This window comes from Candidatus Magnetaquicoccus inordinatus (assembly GCF_004217665.1).
GTDB lineage: Bacteria > Pseudomonadota > Magnetococcia > Magnetococcales > Magnetaquicoccaceae > Magnetaquicoccus > Magnetaquicoccus inordinatus.
Genome location: NZ_RXIU01000005.1, coordinates 34254 through 52596 on the forward strand (window position 1 = coordinate 34254; position 18343 = coordinate 52596).

Annotated in this window: 16 protein-coding genes; 5 read left to right on the forward strand and 11 right to left on the reverse strand. The window is 53.8% G+C overall.

Translation table 11 applies throughout. The features are described 5' to 3' along the window. Window positions 1–5: 5 nt before the first annotated feature. The 3 genes from EJP87_RS00980 to msrA all read right to left on the reverse strand — a co-directional run bounded on the left by EJP87_RS00980 (window position 6) and on the right by msrA (window position 1842). A complete protein-coding gene (locus EJP87_RS00980; protein WP_130469996.1) occupies window positions 6–485 on the reverse strand; it encodes a hypothetical protein in 480 nt (159 codons plus the stop codon). A 322-nt stretch (window positions 486–807) separates the two neighbouring features. Further along, window positions 808–1092: a hypothetical protein gene (locus tag EJP87_RS00985; protein ID WP_193771030.1), complete on the reverse strand. Its 285-nt coding sequence runs from the start codon at window positions 1090–1092 to the stop codon at window positions 808–810. A gap of 201 nt (window positions 1093–1293) precedes the next feature. Further along, window positions 1294–1842, reverse strand: coding sequence for a peptide-methionine (S)-S-oxide reductase MsrA (msrA, locus tag EJP87_RS00990; protein ID WP_130469997.1), 549 nt, complete (start codon window positions 1840–1842; stop codon window positions 1294–1296). 419 nt (window positions 1843–2261) lie between these two features. Here msrA and EJP87_RS00995 point away from each other — a divergent pair, with 419 nt between their 5' ends. The 3 genes from EJP87_RS00995 to EJP87_RS01005 all read left to right on the forward strand — a co-directional run bounded on the left by EJP87_RS00995 (window position 2262) and on the right by EJP87_RS01005 (window position 3996). Further along, window positions 2262–2660 carry a response regulator gene (locus tag EJP87_RS00995; RefSeq protein WP_130469998.1) on the forward strand — a complete coding sequence of 133 codons (399 nt, stop codon included), beginning with the start codon at window positions 2262–2264 and terminating at the stop codon, window positions 2658–2660. Window positions 2661–2748: 88 nt separating this feature from the next. Then, entirely contained in the window at window positions 2749–3183 is a 435-nt protein-coding gene (gene trxC, locus EJP87_RS01000; RefSeq protein WP_130469999.1) for a thioredoxin TrxC, read from the forward strand. Between the two features lie 63 nt (window positions 3184–3246). Then, complete coding sequence (locus EJP87_RS01005) at window positions 3247–3996, forward strand: YaaA family protein (protein ID WP_130470000.1); 750 nt, start codon at window positions 3247–3249, stop codon at window positions 3994–3996. Window positions 3997–4041: 45 nt separating this feature from the next. On the opposite strand, the gene EJP87_RS01010 is transcribed toward EJP87_RS01005, so the two are convergent. From EJP87_RS01010 to EJP87_RS01030, 5 genes are read right to left on the reverse strand one after another with little or no spacing between them, the layout of a single operon-like run. Further along, on the reverse strand, window positions 4042–5109 hold the full coding sequence (locus EJP87_RS01010; RefSeq protein WP_130470001.1) for a DUF2135 domain-containing protein: 1068 nt from the start codon (window positions 5107–5109) through the stop codon (window positions 4042–4044). After that, window positions 5106–5495 (reverse strand): DUF2300 domain-containing protein, encoded by a 390-nt coding sequence (locus EJP87_RS01015; RefSeq protein WP_130470002.1) that lies wholly within the window; start codon window positions 5493–5495, stop codon window positions 5106–5108. Before EJP87_RS01015 ends, EJP87_RS01010 begins: the two co-directional genes overlap by 4 nt. A gap of 4 nt (window positions 5496–5499) precedes the next feature. Next, window positions 5500–10131 (reverse strand): MG2 domain-containing protein, encoded by a 4632-nt coding sequence (locus EJP87_RS01020; RefSeq protein ID WP_193771031.1) that lies wholly within the window; start codon window positions 10129–10131, stop codon window positions 5500–5502. After that, window positions 10065–10703 carry a DUF1175 family protein gene (locus EJP87_RS01025; RefSeq protein WP_130470004.1) on the reverse strand — a complete coding sequence of 213 codons (639 nt, stop codon included), beginning with the start codon at window positions 10701–10703 and terminating at the stop codon, window positions 10065–10067. Before EJP87_RS01025 ends, EJP87_RS01020 begins: the two co-directional genes overlap by 67 nt. Then, entirely contained in the window at window positions 10688–12289 is a 1602-nt protein-coding gene (locus tag EJP87_RS01030) for a DUF2138 family protein (protein WP_130470005.1), read from the reverse strand. Before EJP87_RS01030 ends, EJP87_RS01025 begins: the two co-directional genes overlap by 16 nt. Before the next feature lie 265 nt (window positions 12290–12554). Between EJP87_RS01030 and EJP87_RS01035 the strand changes: the two genes are divergently transcribed. Beyond that, window positions 12555–13874 (forward strand): AAA family ATPase, encoded by a 1320-nt coding sequence (locus tag EJP87_RS01035; RefSeq protein WP_130470006.1) that lies wholly within the window; start codon window positions 12555–12557, stop codon window positions 13872–13874. Beyond that, a complete protein-coding gene (locus EJP87_RS01040) occupies window positions 13871–14470 on the forward strand; it encodes an HNH endonuclease family protein (RefSeq protein WP_130470007.1) in 600 nt (199 codons plus the stop codon). Before EJP87_RS01035 ends, EJP87_RS01040 begins: the two co-directional genes overlap by 4 nt. A 68-nt stretch (window positions 14471–14538) precedes the next feature. Here EJP87_RS01040 and EJP87_RS01045 read toward each other — a convergent pair whose 3' ends face one another. From EJP87_RS01045 to EJP87_RS01055, 3 genes are all read right to left on the reverse strand, one after another. Beyond that, the gene (locus tag EJP87_RS01045; protein WP_130470008.1) at window positions 14539–15627 is read right to left on the reverse strand and encodes a 2Fe-2S iron-sulfur cluster-binding protein; all 1089 of its coding nucleotides are present in this window, start codon (window positions 15625–15627) and stop codon (window positions 14539–14541) included. A gap of 166 nt (window positions 15628–15793) precedes the next feature. Next, a complete protein-coding gene (locus EJP87_RS01050) occupies window positions 15794–17071 on the reverse strand; it encodes an ATP-binding protein (protein WP_130470009.1) in 1278 nt (425 codons plus the stop codon). Beyond that, entirely contained in the window at window positions 17071–17796 is a 726-nt protein-coding gene (locus tag EJP87_RS01055; protein ID WP_130470010.1) for a sensor histidine kinase, read from the reverse strand. Before EJP87_RS01055 ends, EJP87_RS01050 begins: the two co-directional genes overlap by 1 nt. Window positions 17797–18343: the final 547 nt, after the last annotated feature.

Below are 18343 nucleotides of genomic sequence, written 5' to 3' on the forward strand. Positions count from 1 at the left end.
TAGAATCAACGCAGTCCCAGGTCAGGGATGGCATCCACCACCACACGGGTACCAGAGACTATTTTCAAGATATCGCCGACGACCCGCAGCAATCGATAACCGTTTGCCACTGGACCCAGTTGTTGCAGCAGCTCGGCTGGCAGTGATTCGGAGGGTAGATCGGCTGGTAACGGATAGCCTTTGTGCCATTTTTTAGCCTGACCGGGAGGCAGGCAGCCATTATTTTTTTTAGCCAGACCGGGTGGGCAAGGGCGAGCACCTGGGAAGGCGCTACTATAATATTGCCGAACGATCTCCACCTGTTGTTCGTTAAAGTGGCGAATGGAGGGTTCAGGCTGTTGCGGGGTTGGCCGACTGGGACGATTTTCTGAATCTTCTTGATTATGTTTGCCTTTGCCAGCCCAGGGAGGTGGATCGGCATGCAGAGGGTAAACAGAGCTCAGGAGGAGCAAAACAGACAACAGCAGGCAAAACAGACGAGGCATAAAGCATATACTCCGAAGATTGTTCAATGCTGTTCGGTTAGGGCACTCTATTGCAGATAACCGCTTTAATTTATCCTATGGAACGGATAAAAGCAATTTTTCGTAAGCTGAGGAGGCAGAACAGATTGACCTGCAGGCACTCATCGAACAGGGAAACTACAATTTTGAGCTGCCTGCAGATAAGCCAGCAAGGTGGCCTGCCGACTGGTTGCCTGTGAATAGGAGGAGTGAAGATGCAGGTCGGCAATCCAGGTGTTTTGTGCAGGCAGAAGGCTCCGCTCTGGAGCGGAAAACGGGCTCCAGAGCGGAGGAAAAGAGGGGTTTACCACCAGTTCCAGGGCATCCAGCCGCTATTCCAGGGGGAGCCACCCCAACCACCGGGATAACCGCCCCAACCCGGATAGCCATAGTAGGGATAACCGCCCCAACCCGGATAGCCATAGCCCGAATAAGGATAATAGCCACCCCAACCCGGATAGCCATACCCATAATAGGGATAGCCGCCATAGGGAGAACCCCACCAGGCTTCTGAGCTGCTGGGAACGGCCATATTGGCGATACTCAACAGGCCGGCGATGAACAAGGCGATAACCGTTTTGCGGATCATGTAATAACCTCCCTATTGAAAGTGATGTTGGTACAAGTCGATGAATAAGTATTCAGGAGCCCTGCGGGAAGATGTGCAACAGTACGAAGGGGTGCCGAAACTGCCAGGAGATCCAGGTCGCAGCATCCGAGAGGGCCTCTGAGCTTCACTATAGCGGAAATGATGGCTTTTGCCAAGCATGACTTTGCAAGATTAGCGGAATTATGCCAGATTGAGACGGTTCCACAGGCTTTGCAACCGTTGTTCGCGACCGCTGGCCCGACGATAACTGTGATAGCGCAGAGAATTTTTTTGATAATATTTCTGGTGATACTCTTCGGCGGGCCAAAAGGTGCCGATGGGGATGATTTCGGTGACTATCGGCTCTGGGAAGGGTTTATGGTGTTCCATCCAGGTCAGCGAAGCCAGTGCCTCCTGCTCTTGTGCGGGGGAGTGATAAAAAATGGCGGTGCGATATTGGCTGCCACTGTCGCAAAACTGCCGGTTTTTGGTGGTAGGATCGATATTGAGCCAGAAGCGTTGCAGCAGCGCTGTATAGGAGATCAATTGCGGATTGAAAGCCACCTGAACCACTTCGGCATGACCGGTTTGTCCACTGCAAACCGCTTCGTAGCTGGGATTGTCCAGACTCCCCCCCGCATAGCCGACAGTGGTGGAGAGCACCCCTTCGAGCACATCAAAGGGGTGTTCCATACACCAGAAACAGCCACCGGCAAAGGTGGCCAGTTGTGTGGTCGATTCTGATGACATGTAAACCTCCAAATGGCTAACCCTATTCTGTGCGGATTCATCCAGACTCCATGCGCCATCCTTACAAATAGAGGAAGGCATCTGCAAGAACTATTTCGTGGGTTGGCAAAGAATAGTCCCTGTATTGGCACAAAACCTCTCATCGCTTGCTGCCTAATGCGACAAATTGTTGCAATGGCTTTTGGCACAAAACATCTCATTGTTTGCCGCTTAATGCGACAAATTGTTTCACAAACTCCTGTCAAAATGTATCAGCACAAAAGCAGACGTTGCTTGCACAGCCCTCTGTTGAGGCCGCATTAACAATGTTTTGCTTGCAGCAGACAACTATGGAACAGGATATGCGTGTGCGAATAGGAGAAGGGATTCTTGTCTGTACTGCACTGTGCAGTAGATGAGCAAAATGAGGGAATAAGGTCATGCGCGCTTTGATCGTTGATGATGAGTCCATGAACCGGTTGTTGCTGGCACAAATCCTCAAGCCGTTTGCAATGTGTGATCAGGCCATGGATGGTCAGGAAGCAATCGAACTGTTTAGCGCTGCCTGGCAGGAGCAGCAGCCCTATTCGGTTGTCTTGCTGGATATGATGATGCCTGTTCTCAACGGACGGGAGACTTGGCGGGCGATTCGTCGCTTTGAAGAGCAACAGGCACTCCCTGCCGAACAGTGTTGCAAGGTGGTGTTAATTACCGCTTTGGATCTGCATCATGATGAAGTAAACGACTTGGTCAAGGATCCTTTTGCCCGCTATCTTGCCAAACCAGTACGCAAGGCTACTCTTGTTTCCATATTCCAGGAGTGGGCACTCCTCTCTTGAAAACGGAGGCAGGGTTTTCGCTGCGGCTGAGAGGTTGTGTCGATTCCAGTGCTGTGTATCCGATAGTGCCACAAGAAGGAAAAGAAAAATGGTTCAGCCACGACAAATTGTATGTCCCACATGCAGCGCCGTCAATCGTCTGCAGGCAGAAAAACCGCTGTTGCAGGGACGTTGTGGCCGCTGCAAGGGAGGGCTGTTTTTGCGGGAGCCGCTCAACCTGACTATGGAGAGTTTTGAACGGCATTTGGAAAACAGTGAGATTCCTTTGCTGGTCGATTTTTGGGCCTCCTGGTGTGGACCATGCAAAATGATGGCGCCGATTCTGCACCAGGCAGCAGGCAAACTGGAGCCGTTATTGCGTATCGCCAAAGTGGATACCGATGCCGAACAGCTTTTGGCCGCCCAATACTCTATTCAAAGCATTCCCACATTGATTCTTTTTAAGCAGGGTCAAGAATATGGGCGGCGCTCTGGAGCGATGACTCTTTCAGCCCTGCTGGAATGGCTGCAAAAGAGTATGTAGAATATAAGCTGCATTCTACACAGTTCTCTCTTTTCTTCGTTTTGATCAGGGATAGCCCTCCTCATGTTGGTGATCCTCTCTCCGGCCAAAACTCTGGATGAAACGCCAGTTCAGTTGCCAGTAGCCTCCAGTACAGCCCATTTTGCTGCCGAAGCCTGGCAATTGGTCTCTCTGTTGCGCCAACTGGATCAAGACTCATTGGCCGCATTGTTAAAAATTAGTCCCGCTCTGGCCGAGCGCAATCGGCAACGCATGCAAAACTTTTCCCCGACACCCAGCGCGAGTGTGGGCAAATATGCCGCTTTGCTCTATCACGGGGATACCTACGAAGGGCTGCAAGCGGCGCGATGGCAAACAGAGGATTGGCTCTATGCACAACACTCTTTGGTCATAGTTTCAGGATTGTATGGTCTGCTGCGTCCCCTGGATCGGATTCAACCCTATCGTTTGGAGATGTCTACCCGTCTGCTCAACGCACGCGGCAAGGATCTCTATGCCTTTTGGGGAGAGTCTCTGCGTCAGGTTTTGACGCAATGGGCGGCAGGGCGTCTGCTGGTCAATCTCGCCTCCGAAGAGTATAGCAAGGCGCTCTCTGGTTTGCCGATGTTGACCCCGGTGTTTCAAGAGCAGCGTGCGCAAAAGCGGCAGGTGGTGGGTCTGCTGGCCAAACGGGCGCGGGGGCGAATGGCCAGTTGGATCATGCGCCAGCGTTTGCAAGAGCCGTTGACGCTGCAGGAGTATCAGGAAGAGGGCTATTGCTACCGGGCAGATCTTTCCAATAGTGAGCGCTGGTATTTTGTGCGTGATGGCTAGGCTTGTTGCAGCGAGGCAGTCACGCAATCTCTATTCACGGCTCAGTCAGGGATAGATAAACTGAGCCACCTCAAGCAGTTCACCGGGACGACGCATCGGGATGGTAAAGCTGCGTTGGCTTTCATCGGCAGTACCCTCTTCACGAACAATGGTGACAGTGGCCACGGTAATCGCTGTTTGCGGGGTCGGTTGTTGATCATCCCCGCCACCCCCATAATAGTTCAGATAGACCAGATAGAGGCCAGGGGGTGGGGCCGGATGGGAGAAGATCTCCGGCCCATAGCCAGTGGTGACATCCACATCCAGGGCGCCGCCACTCTGCACGCTGCGTTGAAAATAGGCACAATGCTCACCAAGGGGGGTGATGACATGCAGATCCAGATCGGTACCAGGAGTATCCCAGGAGAGCAGAATGCGCAAGCGTGGCCGCATTTGTTCGGCATAGGCTTCATAAAACTGGCGCCGCACCTGTTGTTTGCCATCCGGGCTGCGAATCTCCACACTGTTGGAGCCGTTACCAAAGAGATAGGGTCGCTCAAAGCTGCCATCAGGATGAATCTGTAGCGGCATTGGTACACCATTGACTACCAAACGCCAGGGCTCCTCTTTTTGCAGCAAGGAGCTGGCAATACGGCCACGAATCAGCGCAGCTTGTCCCTTTGGGCTGGCAAAAAGATCGTTCTCCTCCTCGCTGTTGACCCCGCTGGCCGGATAGCTCACCTTCATGGCGCTGACTGGCTCCTCACCGGCGCCATTGCGCCAACCGCCACTGGGTCCATCCAAGACAAGCGGTTGCGGCAACTGCTCCTGCAACGAGAGATTGCGCTGTTGATAGGCCAGTTGCAGACACTGCACATCCAGACAGCGGTTACGGCTTTCACGCAGCCATTGCAATTGCTGTTTGCGAAGTATCGCCTGCTCTTCGGGATGTTGCATCTGACTGGCAAGCAGCCGTTTGTAGCGCTCCTCCAACAGCGTATCGGCTGCAGAGAGCTCTGCATCCTGACAGATCCAGCGCTCCACTGCAGTGGCTGCCTGGGCACAGGAAAAACCGGCTGTCTCTCCCTGAGAGGGCAGCAACAGCAGGCCGACGATAACCATCCAGCGCTTCATGGTGGGGGTTCTCCTAAAATCAAGGCGCGGGCCAATTGTTCGATAAACGCTTCGTTACGGCTGTTGGGATGGTGGCGAAAGAGCAGATGCAGATATTCGTGCGCCAGCGACAGATAGAGCTCCTCTTGGTCAAGGGGTGGCAGCCAAATCTGCCCATGACGGCTGTGGGGCACCCCTTGCGCCAGGCGGCAGATGGTGACTGCTGGTGGCTCTTCGATTCCGGGATAGCTGTGCAGTTGCCGTCGCCAGTGGACTGCCTGTTCTTGCAACCAGAGCTGTAGAGTGGCATCAGGCCGACAGGGGGTTGCCTCAGCCAGAGCCGCTCCAGTCCATGACAGGGACAGCAGCAGAAGAGTCAGCATAGGCCACGCTTGGCTCTGTTTCATCTTTTTATCGCACACTCAGGCGCATCCCCTGTTTACTGCTTGCCCATGCCTCTGGATTATACATGGAAAAATAGCGCACCGCTGGCACCTGCAAGCTGCCCTGGAGCGGCATCCGAATAAGATGATGCAGAATCCGTTTTTCGGCAGCAGCAGTACTGCTTCCCAAGACTGGTATGGGTACGATATAGCTCTCTGCCCGGTTTTCGGCTCTGCTCTCGCTCAGCATCAGCGGTTGCTCATCCTTGGTGAGCCCAGTCACCGCCATCCCCCAGGTGAAGGGCTCTCGTTCGCCACCGGGGGGTAAGGGCACCTCCAACAAACCATAGCGGTATGTTCCCCCTTTGCTCTCCAAAATGATTTGATCCAAATAGAGATCCTGGGCGGATAAAGGTTGATCCGCCGCAACAGGTTGGGCGCTAAAGAGGGTTTCGATTGGGTTGTCAGAATAATAGTCGGGTGTGGGACGATCGGTGAGCGGAGTCAGACGATACAAGCGCCGGGTGATGGTAATGGGCAGGGTTGGTTTGCCACCGCTGGGTCGTTGATAACGCACTTGCGCCTGCCAAGAGGGGGGAGGAGTTTGATGCAGTTGCAGGGTATGGGGTAGAGCGCCTGCTTTCTGCGGCCAAATCCAGGAGTAGTGACCAGGCAGCTTTTCAGTGCGCAGCCAAGGAGCCTGCAGAGCGATTTGCGGGGTGCTGGATGGTTCTGGAGCAAGCCAGCGTTCCAACAACAACAGAGTGATTGCCCGATCGATGGTGGGGGAGTCTGCGGCTACCTGTGCGAGCAGATCTGCCAAGAGATCACTGGGGGGAGTCTGCTGGCTGGCAAAGCGATTTTTATGATACAAGCGGAGTGCTTGTGCCAACACAGATCCCTCTTTTTCCATACGTGGCAGGGCAAGCTCTGCGGCCTTGTGCAATTCTGGCAGGCTGGCTGAGGGTTGATTGAGCAGCAGATCCAGCAACAACACGCTCACATCCAGAGCCTCACCGCTTTCGGGATTGCCGAGCACCATTCCAGCTTTGCCGCTGCCATAGAGTGTTGGCTTGGTCTGTTTGAGGAGCTTTTTGGCCACCCCTTGAGCCATGTTTTGTATCGGTAAGCCCAGATCCTGGGCAAACCAGAGGGTTAAAGCCTGGAGCAGGAGGGGTTCCTCTGCCATGCCTTTGCGGATCGTATCCAGCAACTTGTACCAATGATTGGCCGGTACCGTGATGGCGAGTGCCTGCAGGGCCCGCGCTTCGGCAGCATAGGCATAGGCAGTAAAAAAGGGGCTGCCTTTGCCCTGATCACCCCACCAGGCAAAACCAGCCTCAGGACCGGCCATCTGTGCCAGACGCAGGCGTTGATTGGCGATTCGATTGCGCAAGGGTTGCAACTGCTCGGCAGGGGCGCCATTGTGGCGCAAAGCCTGATAGGCCATGGTGAGAGGAAGCAGACGGCTGGCAGTCTGTTCGGCGCAGCCATAGGGATAGTCTATCAGATCACTGGCTAGTCGCCACCACTGTTGGCTGCCTGTGTTGCCCAAAAAAACCTGCACCTCTTGGGCATTGGCAGGCAGGGTGAGAGGAGTGGTTTCTCCCTTGAGTGGCAAGATCAGTTGTTCACTGCTGCTTGCGGTGTGCGGCAGCAGGGTGATCGGAATTTCCAGTTGATCGATCATCGCCCCATCTGCCAGCAGTGCCGCATGCACTGTGCTCTCTTTGTCGATGGTGAGCGGCAGTGGCAAGGGATTGCTGCCCGGCTGCAGGGTCAGGGAGCGCTGCAGCTTGTCGCCAGCAGTTTGTAGCCGCAACTGCACCTGCAAGGGAGTGGAGCGATTGTTGTAGGCGGTCAAGATCCCTTGCACCCGGTCGCCCTGACGGAAGCGGGTGGGGGCGCTCCATTTTAAGTAGGCAGCTTTGTCGGCCACAAGGGGGGCGGTTTGTTGCCCGACCAGACCATTGGAGGTGGTGGCGCGGGCGGTGATGCGCCAACGGGTGACGGCATCAGGCAGAGTAAAGCGAAAATGGGCTTTGCCGCTGCTGTCAGTGGCCAGGTGTGGCAACCACAAGGCGGTATCGATATTTTCCCGGCGCGGGCGTTGCAACAGCTTGCTGGGACGGCGAAAGCGGCTTTCTCCCTCTGTTTTGCTGGCTGTGACCGCCTGGTCATAGGTATAAAATTGCAGACTGGAGCTGGTGCGCACCTGATTGCGTCGCCAGTGGCCAAAAAAGTCGCGAATATCAGGAGCCAACTCTGTCTGCAACAGATATACCGCCTCATCGACGACACTGACGGTAAGATGGGCAGCAACAGGTTGTTCTCCCTGGTGGGTCGTCACCTCCACTTGCACCGTTTCACCGGGTTGGTAGCGTTCGCGGTCGCTGTGCAGAGCAATGGCAATCGGCTCATTATCGATACGAATGCCTTTGTTTTGGAACAGAAAGCTGCCCTTTTCGATCATCAACACCGAAAAAACCCGTTGCGGCTGCATCTGAGCATCGATGGGGATCTCCACCAGCCATTGTTGATCGTTGATGCGCTGCCGACGCAACCATGCCGCTCCTTTGCTGAGCAGGGCGACCTGATGCACCTGTTCCTGTTCCAAGGTCAACAAGGCTTCGCGCACTGGGGCAGGAAAGGTGATCAGCATTTGCACACTTTGACCTACCTGATAGCGTTGCCGGTCGCTATGGATGACAATAGAGCCTGTGGGGGCTTGCAGGCCGTTGCCGGAGACCCAGTGATTGCCGGAACCGATCACGCTTTCCTGGGCATCAAGAAGCTGGATGGCGTAGGAGCCGGGTTCGCTAAAGCGAATGCTGAACTGTTCACCTTGGATAGTGCCCTGCTGTTTGCTTTGATCTTCGAGACGGGTCGCCGACCAACGCACCGCTTCCCCGGCGGGAGAGGGGAGGCGTTGAACAGTAAAGGCAATGCTTTCTCCTGGTTGTGAAAGCTGTCGTGCCGAGTGCACAAGATAGTGCGGGGTGGCCGCTTCAATACGGATGGTTTTTTGGGTGCTGACCCGGGAGGAGGAGCCATCGCTGCCGACTACACGCAGATAATAGAGGCTGGGCGTGTTGGCGGCAGGCAGGCTGAAGCGGGCTTTACCGTTATCATCGCTTTGCAACACTCTGTTTTGCAGCAGGATGGGAAAACGTCCTGGGCTGTTGGCTTCGTTTTGGGCATAGCTTTGCGCCTGGCTGCGCAGATTAAGCTCCAGGTTGAGAGCTTTGATGGGTTGACCACCCGGCTGCAAGGCACGAATGGTGCCGTGCACGCTTTGACCGCTTTGATAGCTCTCCTGATCAAAGAGAATTTCCAATTCATAGTGTGGCTTGCTGAAACTTGCCACCCGGAAGGAGGCGGTATAGGGCTCATTCTGGTAGGTAAAACGCAGGGTATAACCGCCGGCGGGGGCCTGATCGGGCAGTTGAAACTGGCCATCGCCACCGGTTTGTGGATCCAAATGAAAAGTAGTGCTTTGTACCGGGTGTCCTTGTGCATCGAGCACCAAGAGTGGAATGGGACCGGCCTGCAGGGGTTGCGATTGGTTTGCCTGTTGAAAATGGCGTCCCAGCAGTTTGAAACGGACGGTATCACCGGGACGATAGAGGGGGCGATCGGTGAAGGCATAGAGATGTGCAGAGTGGATTTCACTATCAAAATAGATATTTTCTGCCACCACTACTCCGCCATTTTGATCCACTCCCAACAGATAGGCCCGTTCTGGGCTGGGGCGGCTAAAGGTGGCGATGCCATCGCTGTCGCTCTTGCTCTCTTCCAGGATGCCAGTTCCATCACCCAGCAGCAAGCGGACGCCAGGGATGGCCTGCCCTGTGCGTTTGTCGGCGGTCCAGACCACTGTTTGCTGGCCGGATGTTTTGCTGATGGCCAGCGTGTCAGCCACAAAAAGCAGGGTAGTGGCACGAAATTTTCCCAACAAGCCTTCCACCAGATAGAGTCCCGGAGCAAGCTTGCCCAGGGGCAGGCGCACGTTGCCTGGGCGCTTTTCGCTGATGTTGTGGCTGGAGCCCTGGAGTTCGATGCCAGCCCCAGCCGCAGGGATGGGTTCTGCTTCCCAGAGGGGATAGCGAAAACGGTGCAGGAGCGGTAAACCACTGATGGGTTGATATTGCGGATGATCGGCAAATTCAGTGACATAGCTGTGCGGAGGGGCTTGGCTGAGCAGAGGAACCTGAGTGACCACTTGCGCACGGGCTTCGGCGGAAAAGAGGCGTTGCCAGGCCAGACGGGATTTTTTATACCAGTGATCCCAGACATAGTGAAGAGCGTTGGAGAGCCCTTCGCCATCATAGCGACCGGGTTGTTGCACCCGGTGCAGATTGCTTTGCCGGCGCAAAAAATCGAGAGGATCGTTGATGCGGTATAACAAAATATCGATGCCCTCATAGCGTTGCAGAGCCTGAGCGGCTCCTTCCAGGCGTAAGGTAGCCTCTTCATCGGGGGTGAAGCTGCTGTCGGCGAGCAGAAAAAAGGTAGCCCCTTTGGCCAATTGATAGTTGCTGGCGGCAATTCCTGGCAGGCTGTTGGCATGGCCAGGGAGGGTGCCGAGCAGGCTTAGGGCGAGAGAAATGAGAATGAATAGATGCCGAGAAAATTGGCATTTTCTTCGGTAGGTTGCCATCGGCTGTCCTTCCAAGTAAGCAGATCCGGCCATAAAATGCGGCGCATACCATTATCATTGCGGGAGTGGCTGCCCCGGTGGTAGGCAACACCATCACCCAGCCAGATCATCAGATGTTGGTCATCGCCCTGATCATAAAAGAGTAGGTCACCGGGACGCGCCTGCACAGGGTTGCGGCTGACAAAGCGGCTGTTTTCCTGAATCAGAGCCAGAGCGGAGACATAGCTCTCCTGTTGCCCTTCGGCGCTTCGCCAGCGTTTTCCCAGTTGTTCCTGCTCGGCAGTAAGAGCCAGTTCTGCCGGAAGTTTGGCCTGCAGTAGTCCTGTGCTGTGCCGCCACTGGTAGTCGTGGGGACGGAGAGATTCGTGAACGGCATAGCGCACCAACCCGGCACAATCGCGTTGTACCCAGCGCGGGGAGGGGCCCTGGCGCAGTTGTTCGCTGACGATACGCACAAACCAGGCACGAAAAAGCTCCGATTGCGCCGGGGAGAGGGTGGCGAGGGGGCTGCGTTCGTTGGCGAAGCAGGCAGGGGAGAGCAGGAGCAGCAGCAGAATCAGTAGGTGAACCATGAAACATTTTCCCAAGTTTTAGCCTGTTGCGGGGTATGCAAGGCCAATGGTGCTGCATTTTCGAGCAGGGAGAGGCGGGGCAGCAGCCGTTGTTGGACGCTGTGACGAAACACCTTTTCACTTTCCGGGGGGAGGCTTTCCAAAAGCGTGCGTTGCAGCAGGGTAGCCAGTTGCGGCGGTTGCAGCAGCAGAGAAGCGGCTGATTGTGCGGGCAGTTGGGCGGCGACGTTGGGATAGCGTTGCTCCAGCAGGGCCAGAGCCCGTTCGGCGAGCAGGGGGTCAGGAGTAAAGATCAAGGTTTGTCGGCAGAGGGCCAAGGTGGCGAGCAGATGGCCCTGGGGATGATTGGGGGTAGAGATTCCGTGTGCTGAACGAAGCATGCGGCGCCAGATCCGACCTTGTGGGCAGCTCTCCTCTACGACTGGTTGCAGGGGAGGGGGTGCTTTTTGGCTATCGCGTTGTGGTACAGGCGAGCCGATGGCGCGAGAGAAGAGGTTACCCAGGAGTGGCAACCAGGCAGCGGACTCCTGTTCCAGGGGCATGACCAGCAAGGGGGTATGCAGGGCGGAGTCGCCATACCAGCAGAGGGCGGCTGGAGGTTTGAGGGCGGTCAGCAGAGAGGGTAATTGGGGATCATCGCTCCAGGGGCGCAGCAGCTCCAGCAGGCGGGCTGGCTCGACGGGCAGGGCCAAACAGAGGGCTGGGAGGGCAGGGACGCGCTGCCAGAGCTCAGTTGCTGCCGGGATGGGGGAGCGAGCAAGCATCTGGGTCTGCCACTGCTGGCCATCATAATGGAAGCGCAGGGCCTGCAGGGAGGGAAAAAAGTGTTGATAGCCGAAGGAGAGATACTCGGTACGGATGGTGAGGGCATGTTTGCCGCTGAGAGGGGGCAACTGCAGGCTACTGCCCAGGGAGTGCTGTGGGAGATGGTGCAGAAACAACTGCAGCGCGGGGGCGCGACTGTTTTCTGCGGAACTTTCCAGCAGTGTGGGGGAGTTGCTGATGAGCAGTTGCTCACGCCAGGTTGTGAAGTAGAGGCTGCTTTTGCGTTGCAGTTGTAGCCGGTGGAGGGTGAGGGTTTGGCCATCGGGCAGGGTGAGGGTGCCCTGTTCTTGCAGTTGCCGGTCGGAGGCGGCGACTTTGGCCAGTGGTTGCAGCAGGCGCGCGGCGACTCCTTGCGGCAGGAGCAATAGATAATCCTTGAGTTTGCCATCCTTGTTTTTCCAGAGGGCCAGTTGTGCCGGGCTGTCGAGAAGATGGGCAAGGAGGCTTTCATCCCAGGAGAGATGGTGTTCATAGGCGATACGGCGCAAGGTTCCTTCGAGGCTGAGACGGGTTTCGTTTTCCTGGTAGTAGAAGAGAAAATCTTCGGAGAGCAGTTGGCTGAGAAAGGGTATGCGCAACAAATCGCGAGGCAACTGGCTTAAGGAGCGGCTTTGGATCAAGAGATCCGGGTGGAAGAGAGGATCCCCTGGGATGGGTTCGCTGAAGGGCGGATCGAGTGAAGCAACAGGGGTAAAGCGCCACCAAGCCAGGGCAAGGAGCAGGCCAAACAGGCCAAGAAAGAGGAGAGCTTTATGACGCATGCGCGTTTCTTGTTTGGGTAGGAATCAGTATCTGATCCATGTGACCGAATTTTGTCTCTTCAGGATACACACGCTGACCAGGATGTTCAAATATTTTGCAATGGGTACAGATCTTTCTGTGTGGGTGCGAGTGGATTGTGTTGCTGCTTGGGTCGCTCAGTTTATCAGCAGATTTTGCCGTACTATCCGTTTCTTGAATGCCAGAGCAAAACTCTCTATCATGAGCTTCTGCTAACGTAAGGCAACCCCATTTATGTGGATAGTTATGCTTAAACAATTGACTCTGAAAAATGTGGGACCAGCTCCTTTCATGGAGCTCCATTTTAGTGATCGCTTGAATCTGTTGACTGGAGACAATGGGCTTGGGAAAACATTTCTTTTGGATGCGGCTTGGTGGGCATTGACCAGAAGTTGGCCTGCTGAAGTCAATACCAAGTTGAGTTCAGGAATGATGGCCAAACCACATGGTGAAAAGTGGGAAAGAGCCGTTATAGAGTTCTCTTTTGCAACTAATAGTGGACCAGTCCAGGGTGAATTCCATTTTGACCACAAACATCAAGACTGGAATGGTAAGTACTGTGTTCCTTTTTCAGGATTGGTATTTTACGCACTGGCCAATGGCAGTATGGCTCTGTGGGATCCAAATCGGACATCATTACATAGACCAAATATGGTTTGGAATGGCTGGGATCCGCATCATCGTCCCCCAGCTTATGTATTTAATTCTGAAGAGATTTGGAATGGTTTGCATGACAGTTCTGGCAAGCGACTGTGCAATGGTCTGCTTGCAGATTGGGCAGGATGGCAGAAGGAACATGGCGCGACAATCAAGGCGTTGGCAAATATTCTTTCGACATTGGCCCCGTCTGCAGATGAAGGGATGACCATTGGCGATTTGAGCCGCATCAGTTTGACTGATGTGCGGGATATACCTACGTTGAAGATGCCATACGGGCAGGAGGTGCCTGTTTTGTATGCCTCTTCGGCGATTCGTCGCATACTCTCTCTTTGTTATCTTCTGGTATGGGCATGGCAGGAGCACAGCCACGCATGCAAACTGCTTGGCGAACCCATGGCCAAGCGGTTTGTCTTTTTGATTGATGAAATAGAAGCACATCTGCATCCAAAGTGGCAGCGCAGCATTATCCGTTCGCTTTTGCATATGGCAAATGAGGTTGCTGTCCTGTTTCCTGGTGTACAGGTACAATTTATCATTACCACACACACCCCTCTTGTGCTTGCCTCCATGGAACCATTTTTTGATGCAGTACAGGATAAATGGTTTGATATTGATCTTCTTGCCGACAAAGATGGCACTTTCCTGGTGCAATTGAGTGAACAGCCATTTATTCGCAGGGGAGATGCCAGCAACTGGCTGACCAGCAAAGCTTTTGATTTGCAGAGTGGCTGTTCTCTGGAAGCCGAAGAGGCTTTGGCAGAGGCTTCTGCATTGCTGAGCAGAGAGTCGGTTACGATTGCTGAAGCAAGAGGGATGGAAGAGAAGTTGCGGATGGTATTGGGTGATACCGATCCATTCTGGGTTCGCTGGCGTTTTATACTGGAGAAAAAGGGATTACTGTCATGATTCCCGTCTCTCCTCAATCCGAACCGGCACAGTTTAATAGTACAGTACGGCAAAAAGGCTTGGCCTATTTACACAAGAGAGGTTTGGCGTTGGATAAACCGCTACCACCAGGGACAACAATCGAATCCTATTGGCGGAGCTCTTTGGATGATTTGTACCGATCATATCAGGGTACTTGCGCTTATTTGGCTGTTTATTTTGATAGAGGTATAGGAGCTGCTTCGGTGGATCATTTTGTCGCCAAATCCAGTTTGCCTGGATTGGCTTATGAATGGAGCAACTATCGGTTGGCCTGCTTGGCGATGAATAGCAGGAAAAACAGCTTTGATGATCTATTGGATCCCTTTACGTTAGAGATTGGTTGGTTTCACTTGGAACTGTTGCAGGGGCGTATTTTTCCTAACCCGCACCTTACTTCCACACAGCAAGAGCAAGTGCAAAAGAGTATCAAGCGTTTGGGACTGGATGACCCGTTGTACAATGCGTTGCGCAGAGGACATTATCAGGATTATATCAATGGTGACTACACTGAACGATATTTGCAAAAAATATCTCCCTTTGTCTGGATGGAAGCACAGCGTCAGGGTTTGTTATAACATGCAGGATTAAACAATCTGCTGTAAAAGATGGAACTATTGGCTGTTGTCATGTCAACTGATCCAACCTATGCCTGTAAAACAATTGCCGATTTGGGAATGGCAATACAGGGCAGGCAATGTCCCGGTTGTGCCTGGTTGAAGGCGAGGGGGTGGTGTGTCACCTCTCCTTGCAGGAGGGGGAGTTCGCACACCCCGCAATTGCCTGCCCGGCAGCCAAAGTCAAGAATAATGCCTTGTTCTTCAGCGGCCTCCAGGAGGGAGGTATGATGGGGGTGCCACACAAACTTTCGTTGTGACAGTGCCAGGGTGATCTCTTGGGCGGCGTGAGTTGCCAGCTCTGGTGGCGAAAAGCGCTGCAAAGGGAGGGCAGAGAAGGCTTCATAATGGATCTGTTGTTCCGGGAAGCCGATACTTTGCAGTTCATTGAGCAGCTTTTGCATCATGGCTGTGGGACCGCAGAGATAGATCTGGCTGTTGCCCAGGTGGGCATAGTGTTGCAGATGGGCGAGAGAAAGATGGCCGGAGCTGTGAAAGTCATAACCCGGTCGATCCTCACGCAGAGGTTGACTGAAACAGAGATGCAGGCGAAAAGGCGGATGATTTTGGCGCAGAGTCTCCAAAAAGCTGCTGGCCACTCTATGCTTGCTGTTGCGCACGGCATGAAAAAGCTGAACAGGGCGCGGATCGTTGCTGGCATAAAGCTGATCGAGCATGGAGAGCATAGGGGTAATACCAATACCACCGGCAATCAGTAGCAGCGGTTTTTGCGTCTCTTGCAAGGTAAAGGTGCCACAGGGCATTTTGGCGGTGAGGATCTCACCGACACGGATACGGTGCAAAAAGCTAGAGGCCAACCCCGAAGGCAGAGCGGGACTATTGGCCGGGGGAGACAACCGTTTAATGGCAATTTGCCAATAATCCAGACCGGGACGGTTACACAGAGAATAACAGCGCAGCACGCTTTGGGCGCGGTTGTGCCGTGGATCGTTGATGGTCAGGCGCAACGGCAGATATTGACCGGGCACAAAGGGCGGCAGCGGGCTGGCATCAGCAGAGGTGAGGGTCAGCAGACAGATCTGTCGTTGCGGATCGGCAAACTCTTTACGGACAACAGAGAGTTGCAGTAACTCCTTTTGCAGGGAACAAGCAGACATGATAAAGGCTCCTGTGACCCATAACCAAGAGGCGAATCAGGAAGCTATGGGCAGATCAATTGCAATGTTATAGAGTAGTTTGGAACAATGAGAGCGGCTTTGCAACGGCTCAGCCGCTATTTTTGCCTTCGGCACGGTCACAGGGTAGTGCGAAGCAAAGGAACAATCAATTGACCAATGTGAGTATCTGTTGGGAAAAACGCTCCCCTTCACGCATAATTTCATCGAGCAGTTCATTGATTTGAGTGGGAGAGGGGGTAGGCAGAATGGCGGTAAACTCCAGTTGCGCACACAGTTGCGAGAGTCGATCGGCGCAGAAGGTGGCGGCGGTGCCTTTGAGTTTGTGGGCGAGTTGTTTGGTGAGGATGCGATTGTTATGACGACAGGCAGCGTTGAGGGCATCAAGACGCTCTGGAATGCTGACCAGAAAGTTGTTGAGGACACGTTTGAATCCCGTGCCAAGATCTTCTCGCATCTGTTGCAGAGCGATAAGATTAACCGTTTCACTGAGAGCAGACAGCTCCTGGTTTGGCTGCGAGGGTGGAGTGGTGGAGTCGGAATCGGAAAGATATTTGTGTTGAATATTTTCAATAAGATCAATCAATTGCTGTCTGCGTAGCGGTTTGCAATAGTGGTGATCACAGCCGGCCAGCAGGGAGGCTTCGGTCTCCTCTTTCATGGCGTTGGCGGTAAGGGCCACAATAATGGCGCGAGGCCATTGGCGTAGTGATTCCAGTTGCCGCATGCGTCGGGTGGTTTCCAGGCCATCCAGGACCGGCATCATGACATCCATCAACACCAGATCAAAGGGTTGGGTGGCAAAGAGTTGCAGAGCCTGCTGTCCATTACAGGCTTCGACGATATGATGCGACAAGGTTTCCAGATAGATCTGGATGAGCATGCGATTGTCCTCAACATCATCAACCAGCAAAATGCGCAAAGGGGGGGTGAGAGTCGCGGCAAAGGGTGCCAGTGGCGGAGAATCATTGGCAGCCTGAATGGGCGGGGTAAACTCATTGAGCAGAGTGACCGCAGGCAGGTGCAGCGTAAAGGTAAAGGTACTGCCCTGATCGGGGATGCTCTCCACCCAGATTTCTCCCCCCATCTTTTCCACCAATTGACAACAGATGTTCAGCCCCAAGCCACTGCCGCCATAGCGACGGGAGATGGAGTTTTCTGCCTGTGTGAAGGGCTGGAAGATGGTGTGCAGTCGATCTTCCGGGATGCCGATTCCGGTATCAGAAACAGTAAATAGCAATTGATTGCGTACCGATTTTTTTACCTGCAGGCTGATGGAGCCTGAGGCGGTAAATTTGACGGCATTGCCAATCAGGTTGAGGAGGATTTGTCGTAAGCGATTGTTGTCGCCGCGCACCAGTGCAGGCAGATCTTCGGCCAGTTGCAGGTGCAGTTCGAGCTGTTTTCCAGCGGCCAACTCTTTCATCAAGGCATGCTCTGCGTTGCCTGTTCGGCTGGGGAGAAGATCAAGGGCTCCAGGTGCAATTGACCGGCTTCAATTTTGGAGAGATCAAGGATATTGTTGATCAGGGCAAGCAATGTTTCTCCAGCCCGTTGTACGATTTCCAGACGTTGTCGATCCTGGGTGGCAAGGGTGGGAGAGTGGTTGAGCAGTTCACTCAAACCGAGAATGGTATTCAAGGGGGTACGAATTTCATGGCTCATGGTGGCCAGAAAGCGGCTTTTGGCTTTATTGGCCTCTTCTGCCTGAATTTTGGCAGAGAGCAGTTGTTGTTCGAGTGTTTTGCGCTCGGTTATATCGCTGACGATGCCAAACACACGTTGAATATGTCCTTGCTGCCATTCGGCACGACCTTGAATTTTTAGCCATTTGTGAGTCCCCCTGGCCGAGGTAAAGGGCAATTCCAGGTCATAGGGTTCACCGAGGGAGATGGCTTTTTGAAAGGCGAGCAGGATGATCTCTGCCTCGCTTTGGCCATAGAGTTGAATGGTTTGCAGATAGTCATTGGGATTAAATTGCAGATCAACCTCATAGATACGATAGATCTCTTCGCTCCAAAAGAGCTGCCCGGTAGCCAGTTCATATTCCCAGCCTCCGGTGAGGCTTAACTGCTGACTGCGATTCAGAAGTCGCCAATCGCGATTGGAGGAGGGGGGAGCTGGATCGTTTCGTATTTGGGAATCATACATGGTGCGAGACTCCGTGCAGAAGATCTGTATGGACAAAAAGAGTGATCAGATCCATATCCATCACGGTCGGAAGGCGGTGTACGAGCAGTCAGTTAATATCTAGATTGTTTTCTATTATTGCGAGAAATGCAAGGATAAAAATATATTTTTCATCAGAGATATTTTTTGGTCATAAAATGGCTATTTAGTGCTGTTCTGCCGGTTTTGTTTGTCGGCAAACAGGGTTTGCTCCCACAGCAACCGGGAGTGGTGACCGCCGCAGGGAGCTCCATAGTGACATGCAAGGGCAATTGGCTTGGAAAATGGTCCAGGGCAATCGCATTTGCCAATTTTCCCACTGTTGCCAGAAGCGAAATTGTGCATGTCGGGCGTCCGCCCTCCCAAAGTGTACCCTTTCAGGGCACAACTCTGTGCGGCGTGCGCGAATGCTTAAAGCTTCGCTTCTGTGAAACGCCGTAACTATTCACCACACAAAACAACTGCGGGTCCAGGGAGGGCACCTCCCTGGCCGGGTCCAGGGATGGAATCCCTGGGATTTTGTTTTTAA

Excerpts from the sequence above, each read along its gene's own strand:
- EJP87_RS00980 (WP_130469996.1), bottom strand. The coding sequence starts at position 485 with ATGCCTCGTCTGTTTTGCCTGCTGTTGTCTGTTTTGCTCCTCCTGAGC.
- EJP87_RS00985 (WP_193771030.1), bottom strand. The coding sequence starts at position 1,092 with ATGATCCGCAAAACGGTTATCGCCTTGTTCATCGCCGGCCTGTTGAGT.
- msrA (WP_130469997.1), bottom strand. The coding sequence starts at position 1,842 with ATGTCATCAGAATCGACCACACAACTGGCCACCTTTGCCGGTGGCTGT.
- EJP87_RS00995 (WP_130469998.1), top strand. The coding sequence starts at position 2,262 with ATGCGCGCTTTGATCGTTGATGATGAGTCCATGAACCGGTTGTTGCTG.
- trxC (WP_130469999.1), top strand. The coding sequence starts at position 2,749 with ATGGTTCAGCCACGACAAATTGTATGTCCCACATGCAGCGCCGTCAAT.
- EJP87_RS01005 (WP_130470000.1), top strand. The coding sequence starts at position 3,247 with ATGTTGGTGATCCTCTCTCCGGCCAAAACTCTGGATGAAACGCCAGTT.
- EJP87_RS01010 (WP_130470001.1), bottom strand. The coding sequence starts at position 5,109 with ATGAAGCGCTGGATGGTTATCGTCGGCCTGCTGTTGCTGCCCTCTCAG.
- EJP87_RS01015 (WP_130470002.1), bottom strand. The coding sequence starts at position 5,495 with ATGAAACAGAGCCAAGCGTGGCCTATGCTGACTCTTCTGCTGCTGTCC.
- EJP87_RS01020 (WP_193771031.1), bottom strand. The coding sequence starts at position 10,131 with ATGGCAACCTACCGAAGAAAATGCCAATTTTCTCGGCATCTATTCATT.
- EJP87_RS01025 (WP_130470004.1), bottom strand. The coding sequence starts at position 10,703 with ATGGTTCACCTACTGATTCTGCTGCTGCTCCTGCTCTCCCCTGCCTGC.
- EJP87_RS01030 (WP_130470005.1), bottom strand. The coding sequence starts at position 12,289 with ATGCGTCATAAAGCTCTCCTCTTTCTTGGCCTGTTTGGCCTGCTCCTT.
- EJP87_RS01035 (WP_130470006.1), top strand. The coding sequence starts at position 12,555 with ATGCTTAAACAATTGACTCTGAAAAATGTGGGACCAGCTCCTTTCATG.
- EJP87_RS01040 (WP_130470007.1), top strand. The coding sequence starts at position 13,871 with ATGATTCCCGTCTCTCCTCAATCCGAACCGGCACAGTTTAATAGTACA.
- EJP87_RS01045 (WP_130470008.1), bottom strand. The coding sequence starts at position 15,627 with ATGTCTGCTTGTTCCCTGCAAAAGGAGTTACTGCAACTCTCTGTTGTC.
- EJP87_RS01050 (WP_130470009.1), bottom strand. The coding sequence starts at position 17,071 with ATGAAAGAGTTGGCCGCTGGAAAACAGCTCGAACTGCACCTGCAACTG.
- EJP87_RS01055 (WP_130470010.1), bottom strand. The coding sequence starts at position 17,796 with ATGTATGATTCCCAAATACGAAACGATCCAGCTCCCCCCTCCTCCAAT.